We start from the raw sequence: 25485 nt of genomic DNA on the forward strand, positions 1-25485 counted from the left end.
CTAGAGCTTATAGATTGATATTTCAATAAGATTTCAGTGAAAATTAAAAGTTAAAATTTACACCCACTGTAAAATTACGACCAACTTGCGGGATCGTTGAAAGGAACGATGCGTGTTGATAAATTTGGTCATCTAAAAGGTTATTTGCATTTAGAAAAACGCGATAATCACCTAAATTACTATATTGACCCGAGTAAGCGACACCAAGATTCAACATATTATAACCTTGCGTTTCGGTTTCATATGCCGTGATTTTGTCTTGATTAAAGACATGATAATACTCAGCAGATCCAGTGAAACCATCACCAAAATCAGCATTTACTTTAGTCCCTAAACGCCCCGCTGGAACACGTGGAGCATTTTCATTGTCGATTTTTCCACGCACGTAATCACCAAACACACCGATTTTGTATGTCGGAGAAATTTGGTAAGCAGCTTCTGCCTCAGCTCCATAAAAACGTGCTTTGTCTTGAGTATATTTTACTAGGCGGAAGTCTTCGTAACGATCTAAAGTTTGTGCGTAAATGTAGTCGTCAAACCAGTTATGATAAACATGGATATGATAATCAAAACGGTTGTTATCATAATGGAAGCCTAATTCCACATTGTTCGACTGCTCTTTTTTGAGCTGATCATTTCCTAACTCATAGGTGTTGGTCGCAAAATGTTTACCATCAGCATATAACTCCTGAGCTAGTGGTAAACGTTGTTGATGCGATGCAACTAAAGAAAGTTTATAGTCTGGTGCAAACTCCCAGTTAGCGGCACCCGATGCAGAAAATGCTGAACCATCAAAATCTTTCTTACTTGAATCTTCGATATCTATTTTTTGTTGATCCACACGAGCTGCCAACTCGACATGTACGTCATTGAATTGAGCATGTTCTAGGGCAAAAAGACTCCATTTTTTTGTCGTATTTGGCGCTAAGAATGCTTCTTCACCCGTTAAATTTAATTTCTGTTGTCCATACTGAGTACCTATCACACCCTCCCATGCACCTATAGGGTTATGTACCAACTCAACACGTCCATCATATGCTTTATTCTTGAAGCGAGTAGCAATCGTATCTTCTTCAATTTCATCGTGCTGATAGTCTGTATAGCTTGCTTGCGCTCTAAACTTCTTAAAACCTTTGAACGGATTGTCTAATTCAGAACGAATGTCATAACGTTCAGATTTTAAATCAATCCACGGTCCGGCTTCATGTACGTGTTCACCTTCATGTTCATCATGATGATCACCACCATGCTCATCTTCGTGTCCATGATCACCACAATGTAAATGTGGAGCCCCAACTAAATGAGCCTCACAACTTTCATATTCATGGCTGTGGCCAGGTAGACCATATTTATCTTGACGATTACTGTAAGAAATCCCTGTAAAACCACGATCGTAGATCCATGACAAACCAACATTTACAGTTTGACCTTCAGCAAAAGTATTATCAACTCGACGCTCTTTTTCACCTTCATGAAAATAATCGGGTGCAATGTAATTATTCGCATCACGTTTTAAACCTTCAACACGTAATGCTACTTGATCGCCTAAACCAACTGTAACACCAGCACTTGCCAGCTTTTCATCACTTCCAGTGTTGTAGCGTAATCCAACATTTCCTTCATAACCTTTTTCAGGCATTTGCGTAGGTAACTTACTGTCAATCACATTGACTAAACCACCTACTGTACCTGCACCAAATAATAATGTAGATGGACCACGAATCACTTCGACCTGTTTTGCTAATGCAGGATCTACAGTTACCGCATGATCAGGTGATAAGGTCGATACATCAATGTTTTCAGATGAGTTTTGTAAGATTTTGACTCGAGCACCATCTTGACCGCGGATGACAGGACGACTTGAACCAGCGCCGAACTGATTTGAATAAATCCCCGTTTGTTGCCCAAGTACATCCCCAATGGTTACGGCACCTTGTGATAATTTAGTTTGATCAATCACACTATCGGCTACCGCAAAATCCTGTGAGGTTTGTTCCAATGGATGCGCTTTGATTCTAATCGTTTCTAAGCTTTCAACTTTTTCGTTTTCAGCAGCAAAAGCTGTTACAGAAACAGCTGCTAATATAGACAGCGTTAATATATTTTTATAAAACAACATGAACATTATCTCGAACCAATTTATTTTTTGTTATATTATAACATTTCATCCAATTTGCAATAAGAAACATCACAACACGAAACATTTGCTACACTGCTGCTCCATGATTTCATAAAAACTCGTTTTCTAACGATATGCCTTTTACACTTTCCCACGCTGTACTTGCACCACCATTATCAAAACTGACTAAAGGACATCTTCCTATTGCTGCTTTGGCGATTGGATGCATGACACCTGATTTATATCGTTTATTTACTCAAGCCAATCTACCTATCGCACACCAATGGTCAGGAGTTATTTTTCCCAACCTTCCGATAGGTTTGTTTTTCTGCTTACTTTGGTATCTGATCTACCGCCCTGTGATGTATCGAGTACTTGGAATCATTCATCCTCTAAATATTAAATCGTTTGATCAAATCGTCGCGTTCGTATTAATGACTTGTTTTGCAATTATCATCGGTACCGCAACCCACTTAGTATGGGATGGTTTAACGCATCTCGATTTTCGAACTTTCGCTTTTAAAGATTTACTGGCTCAGAATATTTCAATATTTGGTTTAAATTATCCCTTACATTTCATATTGCAAATTACTTCATCTGTTGTGGCTTTACCTTTTATCTTTTGCATGTGTAAAAGCTATTACCATACCCATAAACAACTGAAAGCTGTTCCTGTAAAAATTAAACTATTCATGATCATAAGCTTAATAATTTCAACAATTTCTGGGATGTTATCTGTCTGGGACTATAATCACCACATCCATTCTGATCTTTGGAACACCGAACGATATTTTTTTATCGGTAAATCAATTAATGAGTTCACTCAGACAGGATTAATACTATTTACTACATCGTGTTTAGTCCTGTTATTTTTAGATCGAAATAAGAACTAAAGCTCATTTTAATTAAAAGCGGATGTTTAAGATTCTGTTAAAGCATTAAGACTTGAGACTATACGTTCAACAAGGCATAATCTCCCCTTCATTGGTGCTGCGCTGTTTACGCATTCACCTTCTAGCCAATATAGTTTGGATAAATAATTCAATATGATGCGCACTCATTACTGTGGCTCTTTAACTGAAGCCCAAATCGATCAAACAGTTACTCTATGCGGTTGGGTTCATCGTCGCCGTGACCATGGCGGTGTGATTTTCCTTGATATGCGTGACCGTGATGGTTTAGTTCAAGTCGTTATTGACCCTGATACACCAGAAGCATTCGCTACTGCGGATAAAGCACGTTCTGAATTTGTTTTAAAAATTACAGGTCGTGTACGTCGTCGCTATGAAGGTACTGAAAATGCCAACATGGTGAGTGGTCAAATTGAAGTTTTGGCAAAAGAAATCGAAGTTCTTGCTGCTTCTGAAACTCCGCCATTCCCATTAAATGACGAAAATACCAATATTTCTGAAGAAATTCGTTTGAAATATCGTTTCTTGGACATCCGTCGTCCAGAAATGTTAGATCGTTTACGCTTCCGTTCTAAAGTTACTAACTTAATTCGTAACTATTTCGAAGATCACGGTTTTCTAGACGTTGAAACACCTATCTTGACTCGTGCAACTCCTGAGGGCGCACGTGACTATTTAGTACCAAGCCGTGTTTCAAATGGTAGTTTTTACGCGCTTCCACAATCACCACAATTGTTTAAACAATTGTTGATGGTAGGTGGTATTGATCGTTATTACCAAATCGCGAAATGTTTCCGTGACGAAGATTTACGTGCAGATCGTCAGCCTGAATTTACCCAAATCGACGTTGAAACATCGTTCATGAGTGACGATGACATCATGGATTTAATGGAAGGCTTAACAGTTAAAATGTTCAACGAATTATTGAATGTAAAATTCGATAAATTCGAACGTATGACTTATGCCGACGCAATGCGTGATTATGCTTCTGATAAACCAGATATGCGTATTCCATTGAAACTTGTTGACGTTGCAGACTTAATGCAAGACGTTGAGTTCAAAGTATTCGCTGGTCCTGCAAAAGATCCTAAAGGTCGTATTGTTGCGTTACGTGTTCCTGGTGCAGGTTCATTACCACGTAGTGCGATTGACGAATACACTAAATTCGTAGGCATCTACGGTGCTAAAGGCTTGGCTTATATCAAAGTCAATGAACTTGAGAAAGGCATCGAAGGTCTTCAATCACCAATCGTTAAATTCATCGAACCAATCGTACTTGACCTACTCAAACGCGTTGGTGCTGAAAACGGTGACATCGTATTCTTTGGTGCTGACAAAGCGAAGATCGTAAATGATGCGATGGGTGCACTTCGTGTGAAAATCGGTCATGACTTGAATCTTGCAACGTGCGAGTGGGCTCCACTTTGGGTTGTTGACTTCCCAATGTTCGAAGAAACTGATGATGGCAAATGGACTTCTGTTCACCACCCATTCACACTACCAAAATCAAGTGTTGAAGAAGTAAAGAGCAATCCAGGCGCGGCACTATCAGTTGCATACGATATGGTATTGAATGGTACTGAAATTGGTGGTGGTTCACTTCGTATCTATACACTAGAAATGCAAAAAGCAATTTTTGAAGCTTTAGGTATCGGCGAAGAAGAAGCGGAAGAAAAATTCAGCTTCTTACTCAACGCATTACGTTATGGTGCACCTCCACACGGTGGTTTGGCTTTTGGTCTTGACCGTTTGATCATGTTGATGACTGGTGCATCTTCAATTCGTGATGTGATCGCATTCCCGAAAACAAAGACTGCTGAATGTCCATTGACTCAAGCTCCAGCTCCTGTTGAAGCAAATCAATTGCGTGACTTAGGCATTCGTTTACGTGAAAAGCCGAAAGCTGAAGAAAAATAATCTGTAGCTTTATGAATTAAATAAAAACCCTGTCTTGTACAGGGTTTTTTTATGGCTTTTAGATCCCCTCCTTTTAGAGAGCATTCGTACGATAATTTATACTTTGAGAATATCTATGCTAGTGGCATAATGAACTGCTTTTTATTGAGAGGTCATTGTTATGGCAATGCGTCCTGATGTACGTCGACATGCAATTGTGATTATTGTGTTTTCTTTGGCACAATGGTTTTTTATGCGCTATATCTTAGCAAATGAACTTTTCAATATGACGACCAATGAACGCATTTTATATTTTTGCGTTAGTAGCTTAGCAGGTGCACTTCTAATCTTTGTCGCCCTCATTTATATGGTCCTCAAAGGCAACGCGAATAAACAAGATTAATCGCAATGTCGTTTTATACCACTTTACTCCGTATTCTACCTTTAGCATTTTTGCGCAGTATTGCAAAAGTGGCGGCATACTTTATCAATCAAAACCCCAATAAAAGTATGCTGTGGAAAACCAGAGTCAATTTAGGGCTAGCTTACCCACAACTGAGTCTAGAACAAAAAGAGCAGCTTGCGAGAGAAAGCGTTACCAAGCAATGTCTCAGTTATATTGAATCTGGAAAATGCTGGGCAATGCCACCTGAATGGAGCATTCAACAGATTCATACGGTGCATCATTTGGATGTATTAACCGATGCGCTCAGTGACCCAAGAGGTGCACTGATTATTACACCGCATCTGGGTACATGGGAAATGATGAATGCATGGGTACACCAATACGGTATTCCAACTATCATGTATAAACCCATGAAAGATTCAGGATTTAATGCTTTTGCCTTGCATGCCCGCCAACGCCTCAATGCAACTTTGGTTCCTACCGATGCATCTGGTGTAAAGGCCCTGTTTAAGAATCTAAAACAAGGCGGTTTCAGCGTGATTCTACCCGATCATGTTCCTGATCCCTCTGGCGGTGTCGTGGTTCCTTTTTTCGGAATTCCCTGCCTCACCAGCACACTCGCCAGTAAAATGGCACAGAAAACCCAATGTCGTCTAGTCGGATTAAGTTGCTTCCGTCGTGAAGATGGAGAAGGCTTTGATGTGTACTGTGATGATTTGAATGATCCGCAGTTATATGATCGAGATATTGAGGTTGCTACAACTGCACTCAACCAAGCGGTTGAACAGATGATTAACCGTTTTCCTGCTGAGTATATGTGGGGCTATAAACGGTTTAGGGGTAGCAAAACCAACCACTACGCCTAAACCACGCACAGACGCGCTCTAATCACTTGTTTAAGGTACGTAGCACTGTGGTCCGCATATTTTCCTGAAAGTCTTCAACACTATGTCTATCTTTAATATATTGAATCGCTTGTTGGCCTAATTTCTGACACTTTTCATCATCAAGCATTAGGCTTCTAATTGCATTGACAAAAAGGTCAACTTTATCAAAACCATCTCCAAGAACATCCCCAACATGAATACCAAACTTCTCAGTCAACGCTTCTGGATTACGATTACTTACAAGCAATGTACCGAAAGACAAGGCCTCTAGAAATGAGATCGGAAGTGCCTCATGAATGGAAGTATTCACCAATATTTTAGCATCTTTCAAATATTGCTCTTTTTCTGCCCCATCAACATGACCAGCAAAATGCAAATTCTCAATTGCATAATAATCCTTCATGATTTCAGAGTTTTTTTCATCTTCTCTAAAAGTTTGACCTAATACAAAAAACTCATACTCGGGCATTTTTTTAGCAATTTCACAAAACAACCAACCTCGTTTTACCGACTCAATTCGACCTAAAAAAATAATCATATTTTTTTTCTGGTGCGTATCAAAATGAAAATTTTCATCGATATCAATTGGATTTGGAAGATATTGGATATCCACAGTATCTTCTAAATGATACAAATCTTTGGCTTTTTGATTTAAAAAATATCCTTGTGATATGAACTTAATTCGGTCTTGTTTATACCAGTTATTAACTAAATCATATATTTTCTGATTATAATATGACGTCTCAGGAAATAACTGAACTGTATTAATTTCATCCCATTCGTAACTTGGTCTAGGATCCTGAATCCATAAAATCAGTTTTTTATTTTTATCGGGTTCATGTTCTAAAACATAACCATAAGTTAATTCAATACTCAAATAGATATCGTAATTCTGTTTTTTTAACCATTGTTTTGCAAACCATTTTCCTCTCGGTAGACGATATACGTCGACATCATCTACCTCATAAGATTCAGCAAAAAAACGATGCTTTCCTCTCCCTAATAAAACATCGACTTGAAAATCCTCATTCGGAAGATATTTTGCAATATGCCGTCTAGCTAAAAAACCATATCCGCCATAAGCAGTACCAACTGCACCAAAAAACTCATCAATAATTAGGCCAATTTTGATTTTTTTCTTTTCGACACTCATGTTAAATTTTTACTCTGCATTTAAATTTCATTTCTAAACATTTTGGCCAAAATACTATTGTGTTCAATATTATCCAAATCTAAATTTCTCAGCATCTCATTATACAAATGTATACCAAGCGTTCTCGTACTCGTAATATCTTCAATACTTAAGCCTGAATCAGTCAATTGACCAATACATTGATAATGTACGGGATAGAACACATCTATAGGCTGGATAAATTCAACTAAGTTTTGTGTCTTTACAAAATGAGTAATCGCATCAGGGCCTATAACGCCCCATGGCATATCTGCGATATGCTGACCTATACCTAACATTTTTTTGAGTTTTAAGCGTTTTTGACGAGATTTTTTATACCATGGAGGTACAAAAAATGGGTTATAAGCAGCATCCAATAAAGCGGCTAACAAGTTACTATCCTGAGGCATTGCTAATACTGCACCATTGATCTTATGATCACTTTCAAAGCCCAATAAATATTGAGACTCAGGAATCTCAATAGGCTTTAAACAATAAACATCACAATCAACATATATTCCAGAAACTTTTTTTAATAACTCATATCTAAACACATCAGAAAAAAGTGCATAACTTCCTGTTTGATTATGTTTAAAAATTTTGTCTGCTGGAATAATTAGATTTGCATCAACACACTCTACACCTTCTGGTACATCAGTAATTGTGTCATAAGCATGTAACAAAACCTTATGCCCACGCATCACAAATGATCTCAGGCAACAACTCGAAATCTGGCCTAAGGTTTTGCCAATCCACAGCGCATGAATCGTTGGAAGTTCCATTGGTACCTCATCAGTCAAATGCATAAAACATTTAAGACTATTTAAATTTTATTTTAACTTTGAATGGAAGTCGATAAAGTTGCAAGAATGCTCGTATAAGCTCTCTCTTCACCTTCTGCAGCAGATTTTTTTCTTTGACTTTCTCTGTATTTCGCCACGATAAACTCGATTTGAACTTTTTAGTTTCTGGATATAACAAGTATTCCTGAATACAGAGAGCGGGGTTCATTTGATAAACAGAATATTCTCCATCCTGTAAATATTTTTTAAACATTATTTGGTCAATATGATCAACTGACGCTAATGCTTTTACATAGTTAAATAAACTTTTAGCTGCTTTATTGGAAAGAATATATCCGGCCGTACCAAAATTAGCATTTAATAATTTTGAGATTACCCGACCATGCTCTACTGTCACTTTATTATTAATTGATAGATAATTAAATTTAGAATTTTTTTCGAGTTTTAAAATTTCCCATCTACCCTTAATCCATTGACTATTCACTAGAAAGTCATTGGCACGCTCACCCAAATAGATATCATCTTCAAACACTGCAATATAGTCCATCTGTTCATCAATTGCTTTCTTCCAAAGCAATACATGACTAAATAGACATCCTAACTCGCCTTTACTTAGACCACTGTCAAGAATAGAAATTGAATACTTTTGAGCAAGCTCATCAATCTCTTGCGGTTCAATCGCATCAAAAAATTGAAAAGGGATATCCTTACAAGCAAATTGTTCCTGTATATGTAATCTACGATCAACTGCAGATTTTAGACTAATAACAAAACTTCTCACTTATAAGTTACTCGACACGCAAAAAAGATAATTTTTAACTGTGCTGCAATTCGAGCTATTTCAACCAATGCTTTTTGCAAACCACCAACTTTATTGGCTCTCATTCTTTTCTTTCGTTCAGACGTTAACTGACTTCTAAGCTGTACGCTACTTGAACGGTAATGAAGAATCGTATCTTGAATACACAATGCAGGTTGCATTTGATACATTTCAAACCCATGATTTTTAACAACATATTCAAACATGAAATTATCTAAGGGAATAATGTAATCAATTTTTTTAATTTCATTTAGTAAAAATTTTGCCCCTTGTAAAGACAAAATATAACCCGCTGTACCCAAGTTTTTGCCAGGTAATTTATAAATTGCTCTGCCAACATCAGGAAAGTCTTTACATTTAGAGCCTAAGATCACTTTGGGTGTAAAAGCCTCTAATTTGACCAAATGCCAATCGTTTTCAATCCAATCAGAATGATTCAAAAAAAGATCTGCTTTTTCCCCTAGATGAATGTCATCTTCAAAAATTGCCATATGAGGAATATTTTCATCTACGATTTTTTGCCATAGATGAACATGACTCATAAAACATGCGAGCTCGCCTTTTGCAATATAACTCTCATGTATACTTAATTTCATCACCTGAGCATCACGAGCTGCAATATCAGGGGTCACTGCATCAAAAAAATTAAACGCTATTCCCTGCCCCTCAAATTGAGATGAAATATGACTACGGCGCTCTGTAGCGCTTGAAAGGCTTATAACAAACTTTTTCATACTGATGGAAAATTCATAAAAATTAGGCGACATGCCTACAGGCCATAAGGATACTGTTTTTTTCATAATGATGTACATTATTTCGATTACCTAAGCTTACGATCTTTATAAGCCAATGAAATGAGTGATCTACGCTTCAAATAGAACATTAATTGAGGACATATTCATTCAATATGACTTGCAACAAGCGTGCCTTTGCATCAGTTTGTTATGGTAAGTTAGATGTGTTTTTCTAAAGACCAATATTAATTTAAATCAAATACTTCTGCTTTTACAGCAATTGATTAATTTGCATTTTTTAAATATATCCCTTTTACAATTCATACACAGCAAAACATAATCTTGCAACTAAAAACACAGGCTCAAACTTTTATCAAAACCCCATCAAGTTAGATTAAAAACCATTGATAAACATCGCCTTTATTCAAATAAAATATCTATCCAGCTCAAATCATTAATTATTTTTAATATTTTAAAGTTTTTTCCTCTTTAAAAATAGAATGACAACAAAATGGCCGTTATAAATCAAAATCTATAAACTATAGGGACAACATCTAAATAGCACTTTAACTCCCATATAAAATATATTTATTATCATTACATTAGCTCACACAAAAACTTTATAACACAATCAAAAATTAGAGAAATATTTCAAAAATAACCGCGCTTTTTAGTTATAATCGAAGGCAAAGCCTTAAAAAATGGAAGCTAGGAATGTCTAACTCCACAATTAAAATTTTTGTTGGTTGCGATCCGAACAACTGTGACTTAGAACAAATGATGGTTCTGGACTATAGTGTCCGCAAGCATACCAATCATCCAGTTGAAATTATATGGATGCAGCTTAGTCACGATCCGAATAGTCCATGGTATACCAATCAGCAAACTGGTGAAGGTTGGCATACAGCACACTGGGCAACCCCTTTTTCAGGTTTTAGATGGGCAATTCCAGAATCATGTAATTTTGAAGGTCGTGCCATTTATATGGATGCTGATGTCGTCGTACTCTGCGATATTGCAGAATTGTGGGCGCACCCTAAAAAAGATGATGCAATGGTGATTGCCAAAGGCGGAAAGAACTCAGCCAGACTCTGTACTTGTGTTTGGGATTGTGAGAAAGCCAAAGCATATCTTCCCCCATTAAAAGAGATTCAAGCTGATCCTGAAAGCCATAAAAAGCTGATGCGGCTTTTAAAAGACAAACCCAAATTAGTTCAATCTTATCAAGACTCCTACAATAATATTGATGGTGAAGATTTAGCTGTTGATCAAATCAAAATCCTGCATTATTCAGATATGGGTACCCAGTTTAGCCACAAGTATTCATTACCACGCCTAGAGGCTGCAGGTCAGAAACATTGGTTTGATGGTAAAATTATGCCGCATCCACGTGAGGATTTGACGGAACTATTTGATCAATATTATCAAGAGGCGATTGCCGCCGGTTATCATCCAGAGAACTATCGTATTGAGCCATTTGGTGATTTCTCTAAAGCATCCCAAATACATTATCGTGGCAATAAAGTGACACGCCCAGAAGATAAAAATTGGTTTGCACGCTCCCTTCACAACCTAAAAACCAAGTTGAAAAAGAAAAGTTTTTCTTTAGATGACTAAAATATAATTGAAACTAGATCAGCTCTAATCCGCTATCTAGTTTCATTACTCTTGATGATTTTATAAATGAGTTTTTAAATGGTTCACTTCTTTTCAGGTCGTATTTCTAGAAGTATTTATAAATTGATTTATAAACTTTTCTTCCCTAAAGTAGCAAAACACAACCGTCGCTATTGGCCACTTTATAGTGTTGAACGCGACTCACAGAATCGTATTGAGAAAATTTATTTTAAGAAAAAACTGGTTTCTAATAATCTCATTCCCCCACAAGTTTCGCATAAAAAATGCACGCTGGTCGCAACAGGCCCTTCGATTCAACAACTAAATCCTGAAATTCTGCATCAAAGCGATCAAGATTATATCGGTGTAAATGGTGCTATCGCATTTGATTCAATTCCATTTTCCAGTTATGTCATTATTGACCATAACTTTGTGAATAATCGTTTCGACCTAGTTCAAAAAGTCTTGAATAGCGATTGCACGTTTTACACCACACCTCGTTGCCTAGACCTGATTTTAAGACATGTTCGGATTGAAGATCTTCATTGCCAAATCAAAACTATTGAAACGATTACTGACGGTCAAGTCGAAACCTTTTTAGACCATGCTAGACACTTTGATCAAAATGAAACTGACTTCTTTATTCACAAAGGCATGGGTTTTTCACTTGATATCTATAAAGGGACTTTTGACTACTTTACCGTGGCTTATGTAGCCCTTCAGATTCTCTATACACTGGGGTATAAAGAAATTTATATCGCGGGTTTAGACATGAATAATTTTTCTCAACCACGTTTTTATGAAAGTATTGGCGGACAGCAACCGACCACCTTAAATCATCATGTCGATGACGTATTTCAAGCCTTTGATGTCGCGGCAACGCTATTTAAAGAAAAAGAGATTAAAGTTTTTAACCTGTCTCCAAGCAGTGCTGTACAAGCATTTGAGAAGATTGACCCGAGCACCTTGCTTTAAACCCTGAAAGCTCTTGTTTTAGATATCGAGTAATGAACCTTCTAGATACATCCCTTTTTCATAATAATGACTCAGGGTTTTTCTTTCCTTACCTGCAAGCTTGATCAGTTTTGGCATTTCAGCAGGTGGATAGTGAATTGCCATATCAATAAGTACTTTTTCTTTGACCCATTGGTGCTTGACCTGAAAATACAGCGCATTCTTATCGCAGTTAATTAAGCACATACTTGGTAAATGATTACGCATCACTTTCTGACAAGCCACATACGCCACCAGATATTCCAGCCGGCCAATGTGCTGAATCAAGTCCTGATAATCAGGTTCGGTTTCTTTGAGTTTTTGCAGATAAGCTTTGGGCGTTAATTCAATCGCCGTAACCAGTTCATCAAACCAGTACTTAAAAAATGGATTTTTTGCAGCACTTGCCAACAACCAGTTTTCTAAAACAGGAGAAGTTTTGATGGTCGTGTTCTTGGCACGATAATAAGCAAAACTATTGGTCTTGGTCTTTTTAACCAGATCCTGAATCCAGTCTAAAGACTCATATACAATCGTACTGGCATCTAACCAAATACCACCATATTGATAGATCAATTCAAAACGGAGCAGATCGGCCTTTTGTTGTGGTGTTGCCTTGGGGAAGCGACCAAAATCAATATCACAAAAGCTTTTCACTGTATCTGGTGTGAGAAAATGAACATCATAATCTGGATTGGTCTTTTTAACTTGTTCCACACATTCTTTCACAAATCCAGCCAGCGGACCTTCCCAATACATCCAGATTTTCTTTGGAATGGCCGCATCAGTAATAGTCGGATTAAGCACAATCAAATCTGCTTCATTGTCTATGGCTGCATTAACCCCTCTCTTTTTGTTCGAATACATCGTATAGAACTTTAAGAGATAGAATATTTTTTTAAATATTTTCATACAGGTCACTCAGCCATATCTTTATATTACTTCAGCCCATCTTTGTTCCAAAGTGATTTACCCAAACAATTTTAATTAAAAATAAAGATGCCTAATCGCATAAAAACGATCACGCCACATTCTTTTCTGTTTTTTGAACCCATGTGAAGCACTTCTATTTTCCAGTGCTTTACGTTGAATACCCTGTGTTGCCACAGTGCCTAGAATATCACTATCAATCCCTGCAGGTTGGACAAAAGGCTGCCACACCCCCAATCCTTTGCCATTTTTACTTAACCAGCTTTGAAAAAAGATATCGACAGGAACTTGCATGGTTTTACCAAGCTCAACAAATGCCTCAGCACCTGCTCTTGACCATACTAAACCTACACCACGGATGGGAAAGTAATAAGCATGCCAGATTGTATAACCATCAATCTGAACAATGTCTTTTGCCAATTTCTTCTTTTTTGCAGCAAGATTCACCACATACCATTCGAGTTCTTTATGCTGATCAAGATAGCTGATTAATGAATTAAGATTTTGTTTAAAGTTAGGCAACACTTCAATGTCATCTTCTAAGACAACTAAATAATCGGCATCCGTTTCTAGAAATTTTTCAGCACAACCGTAGTGACTTAGATAACAACCCAACTCAGAATTCATTAAACTACGCCCTAATATTTTCTGAGCAGCAAGATCATCGTAGTTTTCAAATTCAGATAAGGCTTTACCTCGCCCATCATAAGCAGAGAATCGGCTAAAATCCCATCCCGCTTGATTGAGCTGAGCTGTCGCACTTGCTAAACGTTGATCACTGCCGTCTAAATTAATAAGATAAGTCACAACTTTCATTTGCTTTCCTTCATTTAAACCGCAGTAGTCGGTTGAATTTGGCTGGGTAAAAACCCTGTAAATTTTTGAATCAGTGCGGCTCGGATGCGTCCTTCTGCTAATGATTCCAATTGATCTAGACTTTGTATACAGCCAAATTTAATCTCAGAATTAGATAAAGCTAATATAAATTTTTCCAAATCACGACCATCTTTTAAATAAGCAATATCAATATCATCTTTTAAAACGGCTTGATCAGATTGAATTGCTAAATGATTAGACAATCCCATTGGTAACAATTGATCAATGTTCCTAAATTTGAACTGAATTTGCTGGTCTAAAAGCTCTTTATTATTCTTAAAGAAAGTACTGAGCAAATCACGACTGAGAATATGAGGGCGATGATGAATTTCGTAATATCTGGTCATTCCCACACGATCTGCACTCAACATTTGAGCCGTTGAATATTTCGCTTCAGCTACCATTCCAAAATTCTGCTGTAAGAATTTTCGGAAAATATATTTCATTTTCTTGATGAGTGTTGCTTGCCAATGTCCATATATCACCATCTGACCATCAATAAGAAAATCACTTAAATCAGACTGTTGATTGAAAAAGAAATCATCATTCAGATAAATAAAATGATTTGAAATCCCTTTAATATTCCACAACATACTTTCAATACTTAATGAATTGAATGTTGGTAAAGCAAACTCATAACCACGGAATAATTCTTGATGATCAACGATTTTTATTTTTTCAGCAGGACATAAACCTTGCTGGGAAAATTGGTCTAACCACAAAGGTGTTTGCTGATCCGTCACGACATAAATCGTGCCTGCATATGGAACATACTTAAGAATTGAGGCGATGCAAAAATAGATTTCATCGTTACTTGCAAAACGAGTGTCATCCAAAGCATTTGATGGTTCGTTTTGATTCATAAATTGACGGCGTTTATTTTTCAGAGAGATATCATTCCCATCAACCCATGCGATGACGATATCAAGCGGATGCAAACCTTGATTCATAAATCAAAACCTTCCATAAATACAGATTTACTGCCAAGCATCCTTGATCCAATCTGATGGCAATACATAACGATACCATTTACCACCACCACCATTGATTGCATCAGGTGGATTAATTTCACCGTGGAAAATAATAATCTTAACGCCTTCTGGTTTTACTGGTGCTTGGAAATAAGCAAATGGTATTTTTCTTAGACAATGATATTTATAGCTTTTACACCACTGATCATTCCAATAACTCAATTTTCCTTCTTTGTGAACAAACCAAGATAGATAGGCTTGCTCATTACGGAATTTCTGACGGATTTCATCAAAATTTTCACGAAAATACGGCAAAATATCAGGAAAAGCTCCTAACTTAAAACGATAAACCGAACTATTCCCCGTAATGCGCCAAGGTCGCTTCCAGTCATGAATAATCAGAAACTCACCTGGTTCTTGGAAGAAGCAATCTATATTATCTACGATGACAACATCGAGATCTAAAAACAGTGCATTGCCTTTTAAACCATACAGATCAGGTTCAAAAGTTGAGAGTTTATTCCACCCACGCTCTGGACTTCCTGCAGGCAAATCTAATGGAGGAATCGGGAAGCATTGTACATTCGGATCAATACCTTCTGTACGATCCGTTAAGCACACCATTTTAAAAGGTAAAGTAAGATGGCGTTGCACCATATTATATAAACGATTGACATACTCGGCACCGTACTTGGTTCCCCATTTCATGCACAAAATAATATTGTCTTCATGAGCTGCCGAATCTTGTTGAATGTCTGCCATCTGCTAACCTTAAATGCCTTAGATATTATTTTAAATGCGCGGAAAATAATCCCAAATCGTCAAAACAATATGCACTGAATGTTGAGCTATCTTAGCATAGACCTTGTAACTTTTTTTATTATTAATTCGTCAAACCCTTCAAGCCATTTATGTTTTTTTCACCTTATCAATTGATACCAAATAAATCTCGAGTGTAGATTTTTTCCATGACATCACTGAACATCGGCACCATACGATTGACAATAATCAGATCAGAAGCCGATTTAAATTTTTGTAAACTACACATCACTGGATGCCCCAAATACTCTTTAACATCCAAAGTAGGCTCATAAATCACAATCTTTATACCCTCTTGAGCAAGTCCTTGTAATACATCATGAACAGCAGATTCTCTAAAATTATCTGAATCGGCTTTCATCGTTAGGCGAAATATCCCCACACATGAAACATTATGACTCTTAATATCTTCAATGATCGCCTGTTTGCGAGTTTGGTTAGAGCGAATGATCGCTGAAATCAGCTCTTGAGGAGTATCATCATAATTAGCTAAAAGCTGTTTGGTATCTTTAGGCAAGCAATAACCTCCATAACCAAAAGAAGGATTATTGTAGTGATCACCGATGCGTTGATCCAAACCCACACCCTTAATAATATCCAAAGCACTTAGTTTGTTTTTTATACAATACGTATCCAACTCATTAAAAAATGCTACTCGCATTGCCAAATATGTATTTGAAAATAGTTTAATGGCCTCAGCTTCAGTTGAGTCAACACAGAGTAAAACTGCATCCTTTCTGACCGTGGCTTTTAAATACAATTTCGCAATCTTTTCTGCGCGTTTAGATCTTTCACCTACGATAATTCTAGATGGGTAGAGATTATCTTGTAAGGCCTGCCCCTCTCTCAAGAACTCTGGAGCAAATATTAAGTTCTTAAGTTTCAGCTTATTCGAAATTTCTTTGGTATAGCCCACAGGCACTGTAGATTTAATAATCATCAGCGCTTTTGGGTTTATTTTTTGAATATCATCGATGACAGATTCAATACTAGAAGTATCAAAATAGTTGGTTTCAGGATTATAGTTTGTTGGGGTTGCAATAATAATCAGCTTAGCATCCTGATAGGCACGCTCTTTTTCAGTCGTTGCCTCAAGATGCGACTCAGTTAAATAGTGTTGTATACAAGTATCACTAATCGGTGAAACTTTTTGATTTAATAACTTTACACGACTTTTATCAATATCTAGTAAAACCACATCATGCTGCTTAGCAAACAATAAGGCATTTGATAAACCCACATAGCCAGCACCCACTACAGTAATCTTCATTCGTTCTCTGATTTTATTCTTGATCTTAGTGACCAAGCTAAAGAAGTTAGATGAAAGATTAATGATGATTTAATTGCAATCTATTGACATTGTTTCAATAAAAAAGCGAAGCTCATGCTTCGCTTTCTTCGCAGAGTTTTACTTATTTAACGTAAGTTAACCAATCTGCATATTTATCATTACGACCTTGGACGGCATCAAAGAAAGTCTTTTGAATTTCTGTAGTAATCGGACCACGTGAACCACAACCAATTTGACGGTCATCATACTCACGGATTGGTGTTACTTCAGCAGCTGTACCTGTGAAGAATGCTTCATCAGCGATATAGAATTCATCACGTGTGATACGGCGTTCGATCACTTCATAACCTAAATCTTTAGCAATCGTGATCACCGTTTGACGTGTAATTCCTTCTAATGCACCACCAGCCAAATCAGGTGTATGTAATACACCATCTTTGATCAAGAATACATTCTCACCAGCGCCTTGGCAGACGAAACCTTGAGGGTCAAGCAACATTGCTTCGTCATAACCTGAACGTGCGACTTCTTGGTGTGCCAAGATAGAAACTGTGTAGTTACCACATGCTTTCGCTTTACACATCGTCACGTTTGGATGATGGTGAGTGAATGAAGAAGTTTTTACACGAATACCACGTGCCATCGCTTCTTCACCAAGATATGCGCCCCAACCCCATGCAGCTACAGCAGCATGAATCGTGTTATCTGTTGCAGCAATACCAAGTTTCTCAGAGCCAATCCAAATTAATGGACGAAGGTAGCAAGACGCTAATTTATTTTCACGAACAACGTCAATTTGTGCTTGTTCTAATGTCGCTTGATCAAATGGAACATTCATTTGATAAATTTTTGCTGAATTTAATAAGCGCTTAGTGTGATCTTGCAAACGGAAGATTGCTGTACCATTTGGGGTTTCATAGGCGCGGACACCTTCAAAGACGCCCATACTGTAGTGTAGTGTGTGAGTTAAGACATGAATTTTTGCATCACGCCAATCCACTAATTTTCCATCTTGCCAAATAAAACCATCACGATCAGCCAAACTCATCGCACATACTCCATTTTTTTACACAATCATTCACTTTCCAATGCTATTGCACTTGGATCAATTAACCTTTGCCATAACTTGCAAACGATCTCGCGGGTATCGTGCCAATCCGCAGCATTAACTTGCATAGATTGATTTGCAAGTGCTAAACGGTGGCTCTCAGCTCGTTCACGGAGATAAGCGTGTATTAATGCTGTGGCATCTTCACTGGATAAGCAGCCTGCTTTAGCAGCATCTTCTAGAATTCTTACATTATCGGAAAAATGGGCGAGATCTGTATTCGTCCCACTCCATGCAAGCACTGCATACTGTGCCATAAATTCGATGTCAACGATACCACCTGAGTCCTGTTTTAAATGAAAAATCCCATGTTTTTTTTGCTCAGAAGATGAACCCAAATGATCTTTCATTTTCTGACGCATTTTTAACACTTCTTGACGTACCTGATTTTCATCACGAACCTGAGTTAAGATTTGACAGCGTACCCGTTCAAATTGCTCACATAAACTTTTCTCACCTGCAATTGAACGTGCACGAACGAGCGCTTGATGTTCCCAAAGCCAAGCACTTTTTTGTTGATACTGCTCATAAGCTTTCAGACTCGTCACCAACATCCCTGCTTCACCAGACGGTCTTAATCGGGTATCAATTTCATAGACCCGACCATCAAGTGTTTGAGTAGTCATCAAGGACATAAATTTCTGAGCAACACGGATCGCAAACTCTGCACCACTGATCCCTTTACGTCCGTCAGTCTCTGTTTGCTCTTGAAAGTCATGAATAAATACTAAATCCAAATCAGAACCATAGCCTAACTCGATACCACCTAGCTTGCCATAACCAATGACGGCAAAAGCTTGCGCATCCAAACTACATCGTTGACCCTGACTGTTGACAGGGTAACCATGACGTTGCGCAATCGCTTGATAAGCTAAATTTAAAGTCGCTTGGACACATACTTCAGCAATATCTGTTAATGCATCTGAGACTTTCATTAAATGACTTTCAGCCAAAACATCACTGGCAGCTACAGCGAGTACGTTGCTCTTTTTAAACAACCTCAATACTCGCATTTGATCTTCAACCTGATCAATTTCAATGCGCATTAATTGTTGGCGTAAGGAATCTTCTAAATCTTTGCGTTGAGGCAACCCAAAGTCCATTGAAAGGAACTCATCCAACAAGACGGGGTATTGTGTTAACTCTTCACAGATCCACGGGCTTACTGTCGCCATTTTTACTAAACGCTGCAAAGCACCACGACTTTCCATCAACATGACTAAATAGACAGTTCGTCGTAATACAGACTCAACCAAGGGCATTAATCGTAATAAAGCCATTTGAGGTTGATCTGATTGTAAAATGGCTTCGACTAGATGAGGCCAAAATTTCTTAAGCCGTTCTAAAGCACTCGCAGGAATTTTACGTAGTGCTTGCCCATGCCAAAAATTTTGGATCAAGTTTTTAGCATCATCATCCAGAACTGCATTCAGACGTTGTTCTAGTTCTACAGAATCATCTATGGGAGCAGAGAACTCTTTCTCTTGAATGAGTTGTTTAAACTGAACTTTGACTTTATCTCTTTTTTGATTCAGAACATTTAAGAAAGAATTCCAATCACTAAAACCCAAGGTATCTATCATACGTTGGCGCAATTCAGGTTCAGACGGTAGAGATTGAGTTTGTTGATCATTTAATGCCTGAATTGCATGTTCAACTCGTCTTAAAAACAAATAAGCATCTTCAAGATCAAAAACAGCTTGCTGATCTAATAATTCAGCATCACCCAAATGATGCAAGTTAACTAAACATTGTCGATCTTGCAGCTCACGTCGGGAACCACCATAGATCAACTGAAAAACTTGCACGATAAACTCGATCTCACGTATTCCGCCAGCGCCTAATTTAATATCATCTTCGATATTACGGCGTAGAACCTCTCGCTCAATCATGGCTTTCATTTCACGCATCGCAGCGAATGCAGAATAATCAACATAACGCCGGAAGACGAATGGACGAGCCATATCCATCAAATCTTCGCCTTCTTTTCCACCTGTAATCACACGGGCTTTAATCCATGCATAACGTTCCCATTCACGCCCATGCTGGCTCAGATATTTTTCCAAACCTGTATGACTGATCGCTAAAGCTGAACCGTCACCCCACGGACGTAAACGCATATCCACACGGAAGACAAAACCATCCGCAGTGATATGGTCCAACAGATAAATTAACTTCTGTCCCCACAAAATACAGAATTGCTGAACATCAATACATTTACGACCATTAGTCTCACCTTGCTCATCAAAAGCAAAAATCAGATCAATATCACTGGATAAATTCAGCTCTTTTGCACCAAGTTTCCCCATTCCAATGACAATCAAATCCTGAACCTGACCTGAATAACCGATTGGCTCACCGTGTTTAGCAATCAATGGCTTTCGCGCAAAATCTTTCGCAACGCAGATACAAGCATCAGCAAAATCAGAAAGCTCTCGAGTCAGTGTCACTACATCGGTTAATTGGTTTGCATCTTGCCAAATCCAACGAAACATTAATTTAGCACGCAAAATACGCAATGCCTTCATCCATGCTTGCTCATCAGTCTGAACTGCAACCGTTTCTTGGACGGTTTGGTGAATCGTTTCGGTAGATAAAGAGGTTGAAAATTGATCTTTGCTATAGGCTTGTTCTAATTCTGATTGGTATAAATTTAAAACTTGTTCTGCATATTGGCTTGCAACTAAGGTTTTATGTAGCTGTTCCGCATTCATATAAAAAAGCTCAACTGATGTCAGGTCATCTCTAGTAGTTATATCAGTTACATCGTTATCTTTAAAATCACTTTAGACTAATTTCGCTTTCGATTTATGTTGTTCGGTAGATAATTCAGCATTTTGGCGTTCAGCAGGTAAGCGAACTTTAAAGACGGTGCCCTCACCTTCTTGAGATGTCACACTGATTTCACCATGGTTCAGCTCAACAAAACGCTTACACAAAGAAAGCCCTAAACCCGCACCTTTTTCACCAGCTGTGCCCTTTAAACTCACCGTCATACGTGGTTGAAATAAATTCTGTATCTGTTCTTCTGTCATTCCCAAACCAGAATCTTTCACTCGTATTTCCACGAATTCGCCCTGAGGTTGGGCTTGAATATAAACTTTTCCTGCGCCATCCGTATCCGTAAATTTCAATGCATTTGAAACAAGGTTTTGGATCAAAGAAGTCACCATATTCATATCTGCATAGATTTTAAGACTCTCATCTACTTCATTGATCAATTGGATATTTTTCTTCAACGCTAAGGTTTTTAAAATATCTGTCACGATATCGGTAATTTGTCTTAATTTAAAATTTATTGGGTGATATACAAAACGCCCACCTTCAGCCATTGCCCAATTCAACAAACTTTCCAACAGGTTGTAAGTCGACTGTAACGTCTCATAGAGATAGTCAGCGATGTTTTGGATACTAGATTCATCCAATGTATCGCGCTCTTTAGCCAAAATCTCTGAAAAACCCAATAAACCATGGAAGGGAGCGCGTAAATCATGGGAAATAATAGAAAAGAATTTTGTCTTGCTAAAATTTAATGCGGACTCTTGTTCGTATAATTCTTTGAGTTCATCGTGATTGAGTTTCAATTCAAGTTTTTGCATAAAGCTTTTACAATGGTCTTGTAAAAGTTGTTTTTGAACTGCACTAAAATCTCGGACAGCTTCATCAAACAAAATTAGATAACCTAAAGAGGTCTGATCTGGATGCCTCAGATGAACAGCGACAAGGGATTGTGCTTTAGATTTCAACGCATGTACAAACGAAAGTAAATTTGAATAATGTGGATGAGCTTCATCAATAAAATCATTATTTACAAATAGAGTATTCAAACTTTTCGTGACTTTTATAGCGTCAATTGCAGTCAACTTTTCTGAACAGTGATGCCAAAAATAAGGCTCTTGATGAAAAATAAGTAAAGCTTTACCGACTTGCATTAATGTTTTATTGAATTGTAAGAACTGTTCAAGCAAATTTTGCTCTGAAGTGAGACCCAAAGAAAGAGAAATTTTACAAGCACTTAACTTGTCGGCTTGCTGTAATTCTAGTAATTGAATAGCCATGCTTGCCTCTCGGATATTATCGTTATTCGGTTATTTACGTTTTAATAAGAAAAAATGTGAAAACTATCACTACTATTAACAAACTTTAACATAAAAGGCAATTCTTGATTAGATCAATTCGCAACAAAACGTGAAATTTCATTAAATTTAAACGTATTGAATTATGAATCGAAGATTTATTTTTAGCTACATGTTGAATGTTTAAATCATCATATATTTCTATTATCGCATCTGATCATAGTAAAAAGACTTTATGGGTATTCTTTAATGAACTAATTAACTTCAAGATGGCTTACCTTTTCAGAACACACTAAAGCCTGAGCAGCACAATCCTTTACAATCTTCTCTTTGTCTTATTCATAATAATTGTCGATATAATCAGTTATCGCTGCTCACTGCTCTCAATAGAATTTCAATCTATAAGTAAATCTTTTTGCTTTATCTAACCGAACAAAGAGCTGCAAGATCGTTAAAAGAATTTGTCATACTTTTATAATTAAATCTAACACTCAATACTCTTTTATATTTATTGTCGGAATAAAATTTTAAATTAAAAATGTTTCGGCATTAAAAAACCCCAAGCCTTTAATACCAGCTTGGGGTCTTTGAATCTTGGTCCCGAGGGTCGGACTCGGTTATATCAATAAGATACTGATATAAATAAATTATATTTATATAAGTAAAATTATATCCTTAATCGTATCCTTATTATTTATTCCTTAGCTACTCGGTAAACTGTTGCAATTCCTACACTTACAGCCTTTGCAATTTCTTCTTTAGTCATGTCACCTTTGCTCAATAATTGTTTAATGCGCTCATGTTTAGCTGTATTGGCTTTCTTTCCAGTAGGCACATATCCCGAACGTGCCAAGCCCTGCTTGATTCTTTCCTTGCGTTTGTCATTGTCTAGCTTCGCCATTGTTGCCAATAGATCAATGAGCATTGCATTGATGACATTCAATATCTCACCTGTCATACCTTCATTAGTTGTATGTGTAGTCGGTAGATCAGCAACGATTAAACGCAAGCCTTTAGCCTTGATCTTATCTTTTAGAATTGCAAAATCATCCTGTGATAGTCGGCTAAGTCTATCCACACTTTCAACTAAAAGAATGTCGCCCTTATTTGCCTCTGTAAGTAATTGGTTTAATGCTGGGCGTTCTAGCTTCGTACCTGAATAGTTTTCTATGTATGTGCTGTATTGATCGCCATAGCTTTGGCTGAATAAAACTAGATCGCTCAATGCTCGTTCTGCATCTTGATCTTTGGTGCTGGCTCTCACATAAATACGAATTGTCATATCATTAGCCTTTATCATATAGCTATCATTTAATATGATCTATGATAAAACTATCATTTAACTAAGTAAACAACTTAAATGATAGTTTGCTAAATAAAATTATCAAATTATCTTTTGGGTATAGTGCAATGATAGGTTCATATCAAGTATCACACCTCAATTGATGCACCGTGTAACTGCCTTTGTTCATTCTTAAAACCACATTAATGGTTTTGCCGTGGTGTTCCCTTTGGCAAGGGGAAATACCTTTCCGAAATTTTTGACTGTGATGCAGTTACCTGACCACCTGCATGATCTGACTTAATCACCTTGCAAGAGGGATATGGGGTCAAAAGTCTAAAAGGTATACTCATTTAAAGACCGTCCCCCCATGAAATTTTCTCTTGGTCAAAATTCGAAGGGAGGGGGGTATTATTTATGGGTTCATATTGGTGCAAAAAGAGTGAAATATTAAAAATATGGTAGGTTTTGCCAATAGTTTAAATATCATATTTTAAGTATGTTACAAGTGTTACACAGGTTACAAGACTGTTTTATATAGTCTTTTTAATTTATCAATATGAATAATGATGAATATATATACATATACAAACTTACTTATATTTATAAAATTACTTATATATCAATATCTTATTTAGTTTTTATTCAATTAATTATAGTTATATCTACTCTGCTACACATATCTATCATTTTTAAGATGTTACAAGTGTTACACAGGTTACAAGACTGTTTTATATAGATTTATCTGTAACATCCTGAGCCTTTGAATCGTGTTACATGGGGTACATTTTAAGGCATGGGGGGCATGAAAATATCTCAACTCGCCTTAAGCGGACACCGCCCTCCTTCCTCACGTATAAAAAAATTTCTGATTTTTATAAAAGTAAATAAACTTTGAAAGGATTAGGGCTAAATTATTTATGTTTTTTATGATTCTGAATAAATTTGATGTGTTCTCATGCCTGGCATAACTGGGTTTATAAACTACATTACAAAACAGTGCCAAAATTTCGGAATAAGTAACCTCGCCCTTGCCACCCTACGGCACAAATTCAACATAAAGTTGGTTTAATCAGCTTAGGCAAAGCTATTGTGGTGCTGAAAAGCGGTCATTGCTGGGTGCGTGAAATTAGGGAATAAATAGAATCTAAAATTGTTGTCGTAATAGAATACATTCTGCTCAATTAAAGCATTAATCAGATGCTGGGCTTGCTCTTGATTTACTAGGAATTTCTGTATTAGATCTTGCCGTACATGCTCCGGTTTCACCAGGGCATTTTCTACAGGATTATTAATTTTACGCAAGTTGCTACGGTGTCGCTCCAGCCGATCAAAATAGGTCTGTATTACTTCTTGCTGTATATCTAGGTCCAATCCTTCAGTATTTGATACCGTCAAATTACTTAGTATTTTAATAATGTCCGCTTTAGACTGCTTAACTTTCTGTATTTCCATGTCTGTGATGCATTCGGTATGATGCAAACGCAAGGTTTGGCTATCTATTAGCTCTATTTCTACACCTTCTTGCTGGATATACTCCAATAGCTCGTAACATGATTGAAGCCGTAAACGGTGTATTAGCTGTGATTTATATTTACGTACAAGGTCTGTGCATTGCTGGGGCATATCACCAGAATGATGTAAACGTAAAAATTGATTATTGATCAACTCAAGACTTGCGCCATAGTGCTGTAAAACTTGGCTAATTAACTGTGCAATATTCATTATTAAGATCACCAATAAAAAGACTGTACGGCGTTAATGCACGTACAGCC

General features: G+C 37.2%; 21 protein-coding genes. 6 read left to right on the forward strand and 15 right to left on the reverse strand.

Features of this window, described 5'->3' with window-relative positions:
- Positions 1 to 43 precede the first annotated feature (43 nt).
- Complete coding sequence (gene znuD, locus R2H34_RS13575; protein ID WP_318342308.1) at positions 44 to 2119, reverse strand: zinc piracy TonB-dependent receptor ZnuD; 2076 nt, start codon at positions 2117 to 2119, stop codon at positions 44 to 46.
- Between the two features lie 134 nt (positions 2120 to 2253).
- On the opposite strand from znuD, the gene R2H34_RS13580 reads away from it, so the two are divergent.
- From R2H34_RS13580 to R2H34_RS13595, 4 genes are all read left to right on the forward strand, one after another.
- Entirely contained in the window at positions 2254 to 3012 is a 759-nt protein-coding gene (locus R2H34_RS13580) for a DUF4184 family protein (RefSeq protein ID WP_212388111.1), read from the forward strand.
- Between the two features lie 153 nt (positions 3013 to 3165).
- A complete protein-coding gene (gene aspS / locus R2H34_RS13585; RefSeq protein WP_004950367.1) occupies positions 3166 to 4947 on the forward strand; it encodes an aspartate--tRNA ligase in 1782 nt (593 codons plus the stop codon).
- Between the two features lie 160 nt (positions 4948 to 5107).
- On the forward strand, positions 5108 to 5329 hold the full coding sequence (locus R2H34_RS13590; protein WP_004908914.1) for a hypothetical protein: 222 nt from the start codon (positions 5108 to 5110) through the stop codon (positions 5327 to 5329).
- A 5-nt stretch (positions 5330 to 5334) separates the two neighbouring features.
- Positions 5335 to 6198, forward strand: a complete 864-nt coding sequence (locus R2H34_RS13595; protein WP_016660158.1) for a lysophospholipid acyltransferase family protein — start codon at positions 5335 to 5337, stop codon at positions 6196 to 6198.
- 22 nt (positions 6199 to 6220) lie between these two features.
- Here the strand turns inward: R2H34_RS13595 and R2H34_RS13600 are convergent, their stop codons facing one another.
- The 4 genes from R2H34_RS13600 to R2H34_RS13615 are packed head-to-tail and all read right to left on the reverse strand — an operon-like array spanning position 6221 to position 9780.
- Complete coding sequence (locus tag R2H34_RS13600; RefSeq protein WP_039047048.1) at positions 6221 to 7372, reverse strand: glycosyltransferase family 4 protein; 1152 nt, start codon at positions 7370 to 7372, stop codon at positions 6221 to 6223.
- A gap of 20 nt (positions 7373 to 7392) precedes the next feature.
- Positions 7393 to 8172 (reverse strand): glycosyltransferase, encoded by a 780-nt coding sequence (locus R2H34_RS13605; protein WP_039047049.1) that lies wholly within the window; start codon positions 8170 to 8172, stop codon positions 7393 to 7395.
- Between the two features lie 37 nt (positions 8173 to 8209).
- A complete protein-coding gene (locus tag R2H34_RS13610; RefSeq protein ID WP_016540677.1) occupies positions 8210 to 8974 on the reverse strand; it encodes a glycosyltransferase family 25 protein in 765 nt (254 codons plus the stop codon).
- Positions 8971 to 9780 (reverse strand): glycosyltransferase family 25 protein, encoded by an 810-nt coding sequence (locus R2H34_RS13615; protein ID WP_016540678.1) that lies wholly within the window; start codon positions 9778 to 9780, stop codon positions 8971 to 8973. The genes R2H34_RS13610 and R2H34_RS13615 overlap by 4 nt, the downstream gene beginning before the upstream one ends.
- A gap of 681 nt (positions 9781 to 10461) precedes the next feature.
- On the opposite strand from R2H34_RS13615, the gene R2H34_RS13620 reads away from it, so the two are divergent.
- Complete coding sequence (locus tag R2H34_RS13620; RefSeq protein ID WP_016540679.1) at positions 10462 to 11364, forward strand: hypothetical protein; 903 nt, start codon at positions 10462 to 10464, stop codon at positions 11362 to 11364.
- Between the two features lie 78 nt (positions 11365 to 11442).
- The gene (locus R2H34_RS13625; RefSeq protein ID WP_016540680.1) at positions 11443 to 12339 is read left to right on the forward strand and encodes an LPS biosynthesis protein; all 897 of its coding nucleotides are present in this window, start codon (positions 11443 to 11445) and stop codon (positions 12337 to 12339) included.
- Positions 12340 to 12357: 18 nt separating this feature from the next.
- On the opposite strand, the gene R2H34_RS13630 is transcribed toward R2H34_RS13625, so the two are convergent.
- The 10 genes from R2H34_RS13630 to R2H34_RS13675 form a co-directional block, all read right to left on the reverse strand.
- A complete protein-coding gene (locus R2H34_RS13630; RefSeq protein WP_039047050.1) occupies positions 12358 to 13269 on the reverse strand; it encodes a glycosyltransferase family 32 protein in 912 nt (303 codons plus the stop codon).
- A 75-nt stretch (positions 13270 to 13344) separates the two neighbouring features.
- A complete protein-coding gene (locus tag R2H34_RS13635) occupies positions 13345 to 14103 on the reverse strand; it encodes a glycosyltransferase family 25 protein (protein WP_280094927.1) in 759 nt (252 codons plus the stop codon).
- Between the two features lie 14 nt (positions 14104 to 14117).
- Positions 14118 to 15113, reverse strand: a complete 996-nt coding sequence (locus R2H34_RS13640) for a Stealth CR1 domain-containing protein (RefSeq protein ID WP_318342309.1) — start codon at positions 15111 to 15113, stop codon at positions 14118 to 14120.
- 27 nt (positions 15114 to 15140) lie between these two features.
- Complete coding sequence (locus R2H34_RS13645; RefSeq protein ID WP_004950347.1) at positions 15141 to 15896, reverse strand: hypothetical protein; 756 nt, start codon at positions 15894 to 15896, stop codon at positions 15141 to 15143.
- Between the two features lie 166 nt (positions 15897 to 16062).
- Positions 16063 to 17223 (reverse strand): nucleotide sugar dehydrogenase, encoded by a 1161-nt coding sequence (locus R2H34_RS13650; RefSeq protein ID WP_151834318.1) that lies wholly within the window; start codon positions 17221 to 17223, stop codon positions 16063 to 16065.
- A gap of 142 nt (positions 17224 to 17365) precedes the next feature.
- Positions 17366 to 18292 (reverse strand): branched-chain amino acid transaminase, encoded by a 927-nt coding sequence (locus R2H34_RS13655; protein ID WP_004950342.1) that lies wholly within the window; start codon positions 18290 to 18292, stop codon positions 17366 to 17368.
- Positions 18293 to 18318: 26 nt separating this feature from the next.
- Positions 18319 to 21066: a bifunctional [glutamate--ammonia ligase]-adenylyl-L-tyrosine phosphorylase/[glutamate--ammonia-ligase] adenylyltransferase gene (glnE, locus tag R2H34_RS13660; protein WP_004964099.1), complete on the reverse strand. Its 2748-nt coding sequence runs from the start codon at positions 21064 to 21066 to the stop codon at positions 18319 to 18321.
- Positions 21067 to 21138: 72 nt separating this feature from the next.
- Entirely contained in the window at positions 21139 to 22410 is a 1272-nt protein-coding gene (locus R2H34_RS13665) for a HAMP domain-containing sensor histidine kinase (protein WP_318342310.1), read from the reverse strand.
- Positions 22411 to 23122: 712 nt separating this feature from the next.
- Positions 23123 to 23710 carry a recombinase family protein gene (locus R2H34_RS13670; RefSeq protein WP_278345344.1) on the reverse strand — a complete coding sequence of 196 codons (588 nt, stop codon included), beginning with the start codon at positions 23708 to 23710 and terminating at the stop codon, positions 23123 to 23125.
- 1077 nt (positions 23711 to 24787) lie between these two features.
- Positions 24788 to 25435: a hypothetical protein gene (locus tag R2H34_RS13675; protein WP_278345343.1), complete on the reverse strand. Its 648-nt coding sequence runs from the start codon at positions 25433 to 25435 to the stop codon at positions 24788 to 24790.
- Between the last annotated feature and the right edge of the window lie 50 nt (positions 25436 to 25485).

Origin of the sequence: Acinetobacter sp. 16 (assembly GCF_033439925.1) — a bacterium.
Lineage (GTDB): Bacteria > Pseudomonadota > Gammaproteobacteria > Pseudomonadales > Moraxellaceae > Acinetobacter > Acinetobacter junii.